8 protein-coding genes are annotated in these 12,661 nt (G+C 39.2%); 6 read left to right on the top strand and 2 right to left on the bottom strand.

Annotation, left to right across the window (positions count from 1 at the left end; translation table 11 throughout):
• The first annotated feature begins 312 nt into the window (after positions 1 to 312).
• The 6 genes from J3U18_RS00525 to dinB all read left to right on the top strand — a co-directional run bounded on the left by J3U18_RS00525 (position 313) and on the right by dinB (position 9,206).
• Positions 313 to 1,659 (top strand): hypothetical protein, encoded by a 1,347-nt coding sequence (locus J3U18_RS00525; protein ID WP_267352652.1) that lies wholly within the window; start codon positions 313 to 315, stop codon positions 1,657 to 1,659.
• Between the two features lie 841 nt (positions 1,660 to 2,500).
• The gene (locus J3U18_RS00520) at positions 2,501 to 3,802 is read left to right on the top strand and encodes a hypothetical protein (protein WP_267352651.1); all 1,302 of its coding nucleotides are present in this window, start codon (positions 2,501 to 2,503) and stop codon (positions 3,800 to 3,802) included.
• Between the two features lie 781 nt (positions 3,803 to 4,583).
• Positions 4,584 to 5,909, top strand: a complete 1,326-nt coding sequence (locus J3U18_RS00515; protein WP_141673887.1) for a hypothetical protein — start codon at positions 4,584 to 4,586, stop codon at positions 5,907 to 5,909.
• Between the two features lie 194 nt (positions 5,910 to 6,103).
• Positions 6,104 to 6,268 carry a hypothetical protein gene (locus J3U18_RS00510; protein ID WP_176701498.1) on the top strand — a complete coding sequence of 55 codons (165 nt, stop codon included), beginning with the start codon at positions 6,104 to 6,106 and terminating at the stop codon, positions 6,266 to 6,268.
• Positions 6,269 to 6,382: 114 nt separating this feature from the next.
• A complete protein-coding gene (cptA, locus tag J3U18_RS00505) occupies positions 6,383 to 8,077 on the top strand; it encodes a phosphoethanolamine transferase CptA (protein WP_267352650.1) in 1,695 nt (564 codons plus the stop codon).
• A gap of 73 nt (positions 8,078 to 8,150) precedes the next feature.
• Positions 8,151 to 9,206: a DNA polymerase IV gene (dinB, locus tag J3U18_RS00500; protein ID WP_065734535.1), complete on the top strand. Its 1,056-nt coding sequence runs from the start codon at positions 8,151 to 8,153 to the stop codon at positions 9,204 to 9,206.
• Positions 9,207 to 9,287: 81 nt separating this feature from the next.
• Here dinB and J3U18_RS00495 read toward each other — a convergent pair whose 3' ends face one another.
• Together J3U18_RS00495 and J3U18_RS00490 are read right to left on the bottom strand one after the other, a co-directional pair.
• Positions 9,288 to 10,724, bottom strand: a complete 1,437-nt coding sequence (locus tag J3U18_RS00495) for a 6-phospho-beta-glucosidase (protein ID WP_220224873.1) — start codon at positions 10,722 to 10,724, stop codon at positions 9,288 to 9,290.
• A 13-nt stretch (positions 10,725 to 10,737) separates the two neighbouring features.
• The gene (locus tag J3U18_RS00490; RefSeq protein ID WP_267352649.1) at positions 10,738 to 12,609 is read right to left on the bottom strand and encodes a glucose PTS transporter subunit IIA; all 1,872 of its coding nucleotides are present in this window, start codon (positions 12,607 to 12,609) and stop codon (positions 10,738 to 10,740) included.
• Positions 12,610 to 12,661: the final 52 nt, after the last annotated feature.

Genomic DNA, 12,661 nt, shown 5'->3' with positions numbered 1-12,661 from the left:
AGAAAAATATAAAATTGTAAATTAATCAAAAAATTACTTGACAGGATTGTCGCATATGTTCTATAATTTTCAACAGGCAACAGGCAACAGGCAACTTGGCCAACCTATGTTTTAAATTCGTCTAAGTCCAGCACCCAGTTTAAATTTTTCACTGAAGCTTATTTTTCTACTCAATCAAGTGAAATTCTGCGAATTTTCGCGCGGTCGCTTCCGCGATCCTCTTCTCGATCCTTTTTCCGATCGTTTTCCGGATCCTCTTTCAGATCCTGTTTTCGATCCTTTTCCGAATTATCCCGTCAGATTGTTTTTTTCGTGGCTATTTTCCTTTCTTTTTCCAGCCATGCATTGACATCACAGACAACTAGGAATGCGATACAGGGTAGTGTACCTTATCTGACTTTCGACGGTGGTCGTACTCGTGCAGTTGATGCTAACGGTCTGCTTGGGATTACACTATCTAACGGAACTAATTACACGCCTTCTACCAATTTATCATCTACAACCCCAATCGTCTTGCCGGTTGAGGGGCAGAGTTTTGCTGATATTCGTATGTTCGTTCCTACTGATACTAATTCAGTCGATTTAAGTACTCTTATCGGTTCTCCTAATAATTATTGGGGGGATGATGATGGTGATTCAGACGTTACTGCTACAGGTTCTTTAAGTTTATCTATCGTCGATAAAAACGGTCAAACGGTATCACGTAATTCCGTGTTAACAATTTGTAACGCACCTTATAGGATTAAGTTATCCAGTACTAACGGTACATTATCAACTCGTTATGGCGTTCCTAATCGTAGTGATTTCAGTGCCCGTAGTGAGACTTATTACGTCAATCCAAAGGCTTCGCCTGTGGTTTGTTTCGTCAGACCTAATTTAATGTATGGTAAGCTTGGTGATGATCCTTATGACCCATCTTGGGATTTTGCTGGCCCAGCTTCGATGTGGGACCCTGATAGGGGGTTTCTCACTCAAAAAACAGACCCTCTCTATTACGGTCAAAACTTTCCTACTACAGGTCTTAATGGATTGTACTTTGATTTAGATATTAGTGGTAGTAGTCAGCCATTGTCTTGGTCTCCTGTTTCTCTGGGTGGTATCACAGTCACAATGTCTAATTCTACTGCTACAAGCGTTCGCGTTACTTTAACTGGTCCTTATGCTACCATATCCCAGCATTGGTCAAACAATCCTGGTCCTATTTCTAAACCTACTTTGCCTCAGACCTTCGAGTTGGTCGGTCGTGATACTAATGGTACTCCTGTTGTTAAATATGGTTTTACTTTGAAGCAGTGGTTCGTCAACCGAGGTACTATATCTGACACTTATTCTAATACATTATCTTGGTGTAATCGTATTGGTTATCGAATGCCTAGCGTAAGGGATTTAACCAACGCGGTTCGTACAGAATCTCCTGCTATCTCTGGCGCCACCCCTTCCTCACGGGATAATCATTATATGCGTCATATAGGTTCTGGTTTTTTCACTGAGTGGGGTCGTATGCTTGATTATACAACCATTGGCCTCACCAACAATCGGCTCTGGACTAGTGACCGGAATGGTAGTAACCAGTTTATCGTGTACACATACAACGGTATCGTGGGTTGGGCCTACGACAACGACTACGACTACAGCTACGGCCTTTGCTCCCATCCTTAGTTTTTATTTCTTCGTCCTTAATCCTTAGGCTGGGGGGGAGTGATAAAAAATAGTATTAGGTGATTAAAAGTAAGCTGACTCAAGGAGTCAACGTCGTTTAGCCATAAAAAGCGATTTTGCGGCTAAGCGGCGTTTGAATTACCCGCCTCGGCGGGTTTATTTTTGAGGTTTTTTATCGCAAAAAAGTTGAGGAGTGCGGTTTTTGAGGTTTTAAATTTTACTTAAAAAATTATTCAAATATCAAACTCACTAAATTTCTAATTCAAAGCCCTAAAATAAAATTTTCAAGGATCAATTGTTCTAATTTTAAAAATTTGTAATTGCGACATATTCAATTAAAACATTGGTTAACAAATTATAACTTAGATCCTTTTTAGAACATATTTACAAAAGTTAACGCAAATGAGCGAAAAAAAGTGTTGCATCGTGTTTTTCCAATCACTATACTTTTTACACGGTTTTAGCTACAAGGCTAAAATTTGATATAAAAGTATAAAATTGTAAATAAATCAAAAAATTACTTGACAAGGTAGTCTAAAATGCATTATAATTTTCAACAGGCAACAGGCAACAGGCAACATGGCCAACCTATCTTTTAAATTCGTCTAAGTCCAACTCCCAGTTTAAATTTTTCACTAAAACTTATTTTTCCACGCAATCAAGTGAAATTCTGCGAATTTTCGCGCGATCGCTTCCGCGATCCTCTTCTCGATCTTTTTTCCGATCCTTTTTCCGGTCGTTTTCCGGATCCTCTTTCAGATCCTGTTTTCGATCATTTCCCAAATTATCCCGGCAAATTGTTTTTTTCGTGGTCTTTTTCCTTCCTTTTTCGGGGCACGCATTGACATCACAGACAACTAGGAATGTGATACAGGGTACTGCACCTTATCTGACTTTCGACGGTGGTCGTACTCGTGTGGTTGATGCTAACGGTCTGCTTGGGATTACGTTATCTGATGGTACGCAATATATGCCATCAACCAATCTTTCATATATAACCCCAATCTCCTTGCCGGTTGCGGGTCAGAGTTTTGCTGATATAAGTATGTTGGTCCCAACTAATACTAATTCAGTCGATTTAAGTACACTTATCGGTCCTCCTAATAATTATTGGGGTGATGATGATGGTGATTCTGGTGTTACTGCTACAGGTCGTTTAAGTTTATCTATCGTCGATAAAAACAATCAAGCTGTATCACGTAGTACCGTGCCAGAGATTTGTAAGGCACCTTATAAGGTTACCTTATCTAGTACTAACGGTACATTATCCACACGTTATGGGGTTCCTAATCATAGTGATTTCCGTGCTAGTTATGTGACTTATTATGTTAATCCTAAGGCTTCGCCTGTGGTTTGTTTTGCCACTCCTAGTTTGAGTTGGGGTTCAGATAATTATGCTGGCCCAGCTTCGATGTGGGCCCCTGCTAATGGTTTTATTCCTCAGTCAACTGGCCCATCCTCTTACGGTAGAAACTTTCCTACTACTGGCGCTAACAAACTGTACTTTGATTTACTCATTAGTGGTGTTAGTCAGCCATTGTTTTGGTCTCCAGTTTCTCTGGGTGGTATCACCGTCACAATGTCTAATCCTACAGCTACAAGCGTACGTGTTACTTTAACTGGTCCTTACGCTACTCAATCCCAGCATAATTCATCCAGTCCTATTTCTATTTCTAAACCTACTTTGCCTCAGACCTTCGAGTTGGTCGGTCGTGATAATAATGGTACTTCTGTTGTTAAATATGGTTTTACTTTGAAGCAGTGGTTCGTCAACCGAGGTTCTAAAAAGGACAGGTATCCTCAAACCTTATCTTGGTGTAATAGTATTGGTTATCGGATGCCTCGCGTAAGGGATTTAACCAATGCATCTTGTCCGCCTGGCTCCTATTATGATTCTAGGTGTCGTGGTTCAGTCGGGGCCAGCCCTTCCTCGCCTAATAATCTTTACACGCGTCATATAGGTTCTGGCTTTTTCTCGGAGTGGGGCACAATGGATTATTATTCAGGCGCTGGCTTCAACAGCGGTTGGCACTGGACTAGTGAACCGTTTGGTAGTAAACAGTTTACCGTGGACTCACAATACGGTTACGTGCATGGGACCTACACCAACAACAACTACTACGGACTATGCTCCCATCCTTAGTATTTATTTCTTCGTCCTTAATCCTTAGACTGGGGGTGGGGGGTGATAAAAAATAGTATTAGGTGATTAAAAGCAAGCTGACTCAACGAGTCAACGTCGTTTAGCCATAAAAAGCGATTTTGGGGCTAAGCGACGTTTGAATTACCCGCCTCGGCGGGTTTATTTTTGAGGTTTTTTATCGCAAAAAAGTTGAGGAGTGGGGTTTTTGAGGTTTTAAATTTTACTTAAAAAATTATTCAAATATCAAACTCACTAAATTTCTAATTCAAAGCCCTAAAATAAAATTTTCAAGGATCAATTGTTCTAATTTTAAAGATTTATAATTGCGATATATTTAATTAAAACAATAGTTAACCAATTATAAACTAGATCCTTTTTAGAACCTATTTACAAAAGTTAACGCAAATGAGCGAAAAAAAGTGTTGCATCGTGTTTTTCCAATCACTATACTTTTTACACGGTTTTAGCTACAAGGCTAAAATTTGATATAAAAGTATAAAATTGTAAATAAATCAAAAAATTACTCGACAAGGTAGTCTAAAATGCATTATAATTTTCAACAGGCAACAGGCAACAGGCAACCTGGCCAACCTATCTTTTAAATTCGTCTAAGTCTAGCGCCCAGTTTAATTTTTTCACTGAAACTTATTTTTCCACGCAATCAAGTGAAATTCTGCGAATTTTCGCGCAATCGCTTCCGCGATCCTTTTCTCGATCGTTTAGCGGATCCTCTTTTCGCACCTTCGATTTTTCTAAATTATCCCGGCAGATTGTTTTTTTCGTGGCGTTTTTCCTTCCTTTTTCGGGCCACGCATTAACTTCACAGACAACTAAGAATGCGATACAGGGTAGTGCACCGTATTTGACTTTCGATGGTGGTCGTACTCGTGTTGTTAATACAAACGGTCTGCTTAGGATTACGTTGTCTGACGGAACTAAGTACACGCCTTCAACCAATACTTCATCTTCTTCAAGACCTATCGTCTTGCCGGTTGCAGGTCAGAGTTTTGCTGATATCCGTATGTTGGTTCCTACTGATACTAATTCAGTCACTTTGAGTTCTCTTATCGGTCCGCCTTATAATTATTGGGGGGATGATGATGGTGATGCTAACGTTACAGCTACAGGTTCTTTAAGTTTATCTATCGTTGATAAATACAATCAAGCAGTATCACGTAGTACCGTTCCAACAATTTGTAAGGCACCTTATAAGGTTACGTTATCCAGTACTAACGGTACATTATCCTCTCGTTACGGTTTTCCTAATCGTAGTGATTTTAGTGAAAGTAATGTGACTTATTACGTCAATCCTAAGGCTGAGCCGGTGGTTTGTTTTGCAAGACCGAATATGTACTATGGTAGGGGTCATGAAGCTGGTCCTTCTTGGATGTGGGACCCTGCTAATGGTTTTCTCACTCAAAAAACAGACCCATCACTTTACGGTCAAAACTTTCCTACAACTGGCGCTAACAAACTGTACTTTGATTTACTTATTAGTGGTGTTAGTCAGCCATTGTCTTGGTCTCGAGTTTCTCGGGGTGGTATCACAGTCACAATGTCTAATCCTACTGCTACAAGCGTACGCGTTACTTTAACTGGTCCTTATGCTGGTCGTATTTCTACTCCATCTTTGCCTCAGACATTCGAGTTGGTCGGTCGTGATAATAATCGTACTCCTGTTGTTAAATATGGTTTTACTTTGAAGCGGTGGTTCGTCAACCGTCTTAATGTGTCTAGTACCACTTATCCTCGTACTTTATCTTGGTGTAATAGTATTGGTTATCGAGTACCTCGCGTAAAGGATTTAACCAATGCATCTTGTCCGCCAGGCTCCTATAACGATTTATCCTGTAGGGGTTCAGTCGGCGCCGCCCCTTCCTCACCTGATAATCATTACCAACGTAGAATTGATTCAGGCTTTTTCACTGAGTGGGGTTCTATGGGAGGATACTCTGGCACTGACTTCGACAGCCAAATGTACTGGACTAGTGATCTGGCTAGTGCCCCGGCTGGTAGCGCCCAGTTTGTCGTGCACTCATCCGAAGGTGAAGTGTCTTGGATTTACCCCAACACCAACCACATCTACATGCTTTGTGCCTATCCTTAGTTCTTATTTCTTCGTTCTTAATCCTTAGTCCGGGGGTGGGGGTGATAAAGAAATAGTGTGAAGTCATTAAAAGTAAGCTGACTCAACGAGTCAACGTCGTTAGCCATAAAAAAAGCGATTTTGTGGCTAAGCGACAAAAATGCTGGGCACCGAGGTGGTGGTTAAAAATATTGATATTAAAGGAGTAATATAAAATGAATATTGAAGATAAAATAGCGTTAAGTAAAAGTCCGGTTCAGTTTATTGCCGAAGGTAATTTTTTAAAGCTTTATAATCAATCATTATATGTGGTTCAGCAATTATTGGGTTTTAACTTAAAGGTAACTTATCGAAAAAAAGTTGAGGAGTGGGGTTTTTAACCTTATTTTTTATTAAAAATCAAAAATTAACCTTTATTCATTGCTTCTTAAGGTTTTGTTAATCTGTTTTTGTTAGTTTAGTGACACTTCTATTTGTGATTAATGAGGCAAAAGTTGGATAGGAATTTTAGTTGGCGTTCGTTGGTTTATGCGATTTTGTATTTCTGTTACTTTTCTTGTGCTTTGCAACTTTATATTGCGCTGTCAGGTCATGCTAATTTTATTGGGCTTCGCGATTCGATCATTTATAGTATGATTTGGTTGATTCCAGTCCTATTTTTTCCTCATTTTACCAAAAAATATGCAACCATTTATGGCATTATTGTCGGTGGGTTGTCGCTGATTTCTATTGGTTATTTTACGATATATCGACAGGAGTTTTCGCAGAGCGTTTTTTTTGTGATGGCAGAGTCGAATTATAATGAGTCACATGAATTTATTTCCCAGTACCTTAGTATTAAACTCGTCGCCGTGCTGTTGATTTATATTTTGGTTGGGGTGTTTTTGTGGTTTAAGGTTAAACCGGTTTATGTAAAAAATATGACTAAATGGTTAGTGTCGATAATCATTGTGGTTTATGCGTTGATGCCTTTGTTTATTAGTGTGGCGATTAAGAAGACCTCGTTTGAGCGCGCTACCCAGCATCTGTTAAGTCGGATGGAAACGACGGTTCCATGGCAATTGCTCAGTAGTTATATTGCTTATCGTTCTCAGCTTTCTAATATGGACAAAATCTTGAATCATCTCGAAACCTTGCCTAAATTCGAAAATTTAACTGATGCCAATGGAAATACTCCAAGAACGTTAGTGCTGGTGATTGGTGAGTCAACGACTCGTAGCCGTATGGGCATTTATGGTTATGATCGTGATACGACGCCGTTAATCGAGCAATTTAAAAAAGATAACCCTGATTTTCTTGCTTTTAATGATGTTGTTTCATCAAGACCTTATACGATTGAGATTTTGCAACAAGCGCTAACTTTGGCCGATGAGCAACATCCTGATTTATATCTTTCTAAGCCATCTTTAATTCATTTGATGAAACAGGCCGGCTATAAGACTTTTTGGATTACCAATCAACAAACGATGACTAAGCGCAATACGATGTTGACGATGTTCTCTAAGCAAGCTGATGAGCAGTTTTATATGAATAATGATCGTAACCAGAGTTCCAGACAATATGATTCGTCGGTTTTTGAGCCGTTTAAGAATGTGCTAAATGATCCTGCTGAAAAGAAATTTATTGTTATTCATCTGCTCGGTACGCATATGAAATATGAGCTGCGCTATCCGGAAGGTGAGGAGTATCAGCGTTTTAAAGATAAGACTGGCGTAAATTTTGATTTGGATAACGATAAGTTAAAAGTTTATAACAGTTATGATAATGCGGTCGCGTTTAATGATTTTGTTACTACTGAGCTGTTTAAGCTATTTAAGAATAGTGATCCAAATGGTTTTATTTTGTATTTTTCCGATCATGGTGAGGAAGTTTATCAAACGGCTCCGCATGATGTTTTAGGGCGTAATGAGAAGGCGCCAACTAAAGCTATGTATACGGTTCCTTTTATGCTTTGGCAATCGCCTAAGTGGTTAGTGAGTCATCCTAATAATCATTTTGAGTCTTATGTGAGTCGAAAATTTAGTACTCAGGATTTGATTCATACTTGGTCTGATTTGGCTGGGTTAAGCTTCGATGATTATCAACCCGAAAAAAGTATTGTGAATGAAAAATTTGCACAGCCAACTCGATGGATTGGTGATCCTCATGGTAAGGAGGGGTTAACAGATTTCGATCAGCTCGCTAAATAGTGATTTACAGATAAAGTAAAGGTATGGTATTGTATATTTATACAGTTATTTTCTATATACTAATACCTTCATTATGCGAAAAATTATTCATGTCGATATGGATTGTTTTTATGCAGCTGTCGAAATGCGAGATAATCCACGTTATCGCAATGTGCCGATCGCCGTAGGTGGCGATCCACGTAAGCGTGGTGTGGTGGCAACTGCGAATTATATTGCTCGTCAATATGGTGTGCATAGTGCGATGTCAATGGCACAGGCAATTAAGCTGTGCCCTAATATTAAGGTCATTCCTGGTCGTCATGCCGTCTATAAAGAGGTTTCCAATCAAATCCATCAAATATTTAAGCGTTATACTCAAGCCATTGAGACGCTTTCGCTTGATGAGGCTTATTTGGATGTGACGGATTGTAAGCTCTGTCATGGTTCTGCTACGTTAATCGCCCAAGATATTCGACAAGCAATCTATAACGAGCTTGAATTAACCGCGTCAGCAGGTGTGGCTCCACTTAAGTTTTTAGCTAAAATCGCCTCCGATATGAATAAGCCAAATGGGCAATATGTGATTACACCCGATCAGGTTGAGGGATTTATTGAGCAACTTCCACTGAAGAAGATCCCCGGTGTGGGTAAAGTGACCGAGAAGAAGCTAGCAGAGTTGGGGCTTTATACCTGTAAAGATGTGGTTAATTATGATTTGACTAAGTTACTTAATCAGTTTGGTAAGTTTGGACGTATTTTATATGAACGTTGCCAAGGGATTGATGAACGCGAAGTCTGTAATGATAGGCAACGCAAGTCAGTTGGGGTAGAGCGCACGTTGGTTGATGATATTCACAGTTGGGATGAGTGTTTAGCGCAATTTGATCCGCTATTTGAGGAGTTGGAGAAGCGTTTAAGCAAAGTTCGCTCCGATCTCTCTATTGCTCGCCAAGGTGTGAAATTTAAGTTTGATGATTTTCAGCTTACAACTCAAGAGCATGTTTGGTCTAAGTTGGATAAAGCTGATTTGATTGAACAAGCTCATAAAGTTTGGCTAGAAAGGCGCAATGATCGGGGTGTTAGGTTAATTGGTTTTCATGTGACGTTGATTGATCCACAAGTTGAAAAGCAACTTATTTTTAAGTTTTGATTGATGATGTTTTGATTAGATGAGATGGGTTAAAGGATCTGATTTTAATTCGCAAATCAGATCCTTTATATCATTAGATGATTATTTTAAGCTTTGACCATTAGTCTTAATCACATTTTTATACCATTCGAATGACTCTTTTTTATAGCGTTTCATGCTACCGTTACCTTCGTTGTCACGATCAACATAAATTACGCCATAACGTTTTTTCATTTCGCCAGTGGTGAATGAAACGACGTCGATAATCCCCCAAGCGGTATAACCAATCACATCAACACCGTCGTAATCCATCGCTTTTTGCATCGCTTTAATATGCGCGCCGAGGTATTCGATTCGTGGTTTATCGTGAATTTGGTTGTCGTGCTCAAGTTCATCAATCGCGCCAAAACCATTTTCAACAATAAATAGTGGTAGTTGATAACGATCGTATAAGCGATTAAGTGTGTAACGTAATCCTTCTGGGTCGATCGGCCAACCCCAGTCACTGCTTTTAATGTATGGATTTTCAACTGCATTTGGTAATGCACCATTGACGATGTTGTCACGGTTGTCGTTTTTAACATCCGCTTTTACGACCGTTGACATGTAGTAACTAAAGCCGATGTAATCAACCGTACCTTGTTTTAAACAAGCTAAGTCTTCTTCTGTAATATCAAGTTTGTAGCCTTCGCGTTCAAACTCTTTTAATGCGTATGATGGATAATATCCACGAACATGTACATCAGGGAAGAAGAAGCGTTGATGCATAGCAATTTCTGATGCCATCATGTCTTCAGGGTTACATGAGTATGGGTAAATTGGCACGTGAGAAATCATACAACCAATTTCAAAGTTAGGGTTGATTTTTTTACCAGCAATAACCGCTTTAGCACTGGCTAATAATTCGTAATGCGCAACTTGGTAAAGCACTTCTTGTGGATTTTCACCTGGTTTAACTTGTACACCTGAGTTGGTCCAGAAGAAGATTGGGTTACTGGTGTCCATTTGGTTGTTGATTTCGTTAAAAGTCATCCAATATTTAACTTTGTTTTTATAACGTTCAAAACAACTTATAGCAAAACGTTCAAAAAACTCTACAGTTTTACGATTGCGAAAACCACCATATTGGCGAGCAATGTGTAATGGAATTTCAAAATGTGAAAGGGTAATAACCGGTTCAATGCCATTTGCAATGAGTTCATCAAATACGTCATCATAAAATTGTAGGCCGGCTTCATTTGGCTCTAGCTCATCGCCTTTAGGGAAAATTCGAGTCCAAGCAATTGAAGTACGAAGGCATTTTAGTCCAAGTTCAGCAAATAATTTGATGTCTTCTTTATAATGATGATAGAAATCAATTGCTGTATGATTTGGGTAAAATTTGCCTGCTTCGATATCTTGAGTGATTTGTCTTGCAACACCATGTGCGCCAGCGGTCATGACATCAACCACGCTTGGTCCTTTGCCCCCTTCATTCCAGCCGCCTTCGAATTGGTGAGCGGCTAATGCACCGCCCCATAAAAATGGTTTTTTAGTCATTTTTGATTCCTTGTTATTGCTTAATTTCGAATATGATATCGTCAAGATTTACGTCTTTATTTTCAGTTAATGTGATCAATTGGTATTGATCTGTATTAACAATAATAATTGGTGTTATTAGTGGATAACCCGCTTGTTTGACCGCTTGTGGATCAAAGCTGATTAGCAAATCACCTTTTTTAACTTGTTGACCCATACTGATGTGATAACTAAATTCGTTATTAGTTAAATTAACAGTATCTATTCCAACATGAATTAATAATTCTACGCCATTATCTAGGACTACGCCGATAGCATGTTTTGAACTTTCAAATACCGCACTAACTACGCCATCAAATGGTGCGTAAACATGATTATCTGTTGGTTCGATAGCAATACCTTCACCCATTAATTTTTGTGCAAAAGCGGGATCTGGCACTTCGCTTAGAGGTAATGCTTTACCAATCATTGGGCTGGTAACGTTGATTTTATCAAGAACGACTTTTGGGGTGTCGTTTTCAATTTTTTCTTCACTTTGTGCTTTTTCATTAGTACCAAAAATTTGCATCAAAATAACGGGGCCAAAGAGCGCTATTGCTGAACCAAGTGCTACGCCGATGATTGAACCATAATGTTCTGGATTAATTGCATTAACAATAGTTAGTGGTCCAGGTAATGCTGCATAGGTGTAGTAGTAAGGCGTAAAGATACCAGCGACCATCCCACCAATTGCAGCACATATACAGCCATAAATAAATGGTGTTTTAAAGCGTAAGTTAACTCCATAAATAGCCGGTTCTGTGATACCAAATAGACCCGTGATAAATGCTGAGATTGATACACCTTTCATCTCTTTAGAGCGAGTTTTGAGGTAGAATCCTAAGGCTGCACCGACTTGTCCAATTACCGCGATAGTTTGATAGGCTTGGAAAGAGTCTTTACCATATTGGTTAATGTTTTCGATAATAACTGGTGTAATACCCCAATGCACACCAAATATAACCAGAACTTGCCAAAATGCCCCGATAATTGCACCCGCTACCCAAGGCGCAAGGTTTACAATCCAGTTGTATCCGCTTGCAAGGTAGTGCGCTGCACCCGCTGTAATTGGTCCAATTACTAATAAGGTTAATGGAACCATAATGACCAAGCAGATTAAAGGCATAACGAGTGGCTTAATAATGCTGTGTAAGCGAGGTTCTAAGAAACGTTCTAGATAAGAGAGTAACCAGACTAAAAATAGTGGTGGTAATACGGTTGACATATAGGTGGTTTCCGATAGTGGTAAACCAAATAGATCAAAAGTTCCCCCATTTTTTATTGATGCTGCAATTTCTGCCCATGTTGGTGATAGTAGCGCTGCACAACATGCTACTGCGATATAGATGTTGCAACGGAAATGTTGCGATGCAGTAATGGCAATAAAGATAGGTAAAAAGGTAAATGGCGCCCATGAGATAAAGCTAAATACTTGGCAAGTGCCAGTTTGTTCAAATTCTGGATAGGCAAGCTTAATTAAAATTAAGATCCCTTGTAATATCCCCGCACTAGCTAAAACATAAACGAAGGGGGCAAAAACAGCTGACATTGTTGCGATAATACGATTTAACATACTACTTTTGCTATTTACATCAATTTTATTGTTTCCACTCATTAATTGAGTAAATGCATTATAGACTTTGTCAACATTGGTGCCGATAACGACTTGAATTTGTCCACCTTTTTCAACTACGGTGATAACACCTGGTAAGCTGGCGATTTTCTCTTTCGCTTCTGCTGGGGTGGTTTGAGTAACGACACGCAAACGAGTTGCACAACGCGCGACAGAAACAATATTATTTTCGCCGCCTAACTCATTTAATATATCAACTGCTAATTTATTATAATCTCTAATTTTAGATGACATCAATTAAGCTCCTTTTAACAGGTAAGAGAGCATATATTATCCTTAAATTGAA

Origin of the sequence: Gilliamella sp. B3482 (assembly GCF_026536805.1) — a bacterium.
GTDB lineage: Bacteria > Pseudomonadota > Gammaproteobacteria > Enterobacterales > Orbaceae > Gilliamella > Gilliamella apicola_E.
Note: the sequence above shows the minus strand (reverse complement) of the source record. Positions and strands in the feature narration are given on the sequence as shown.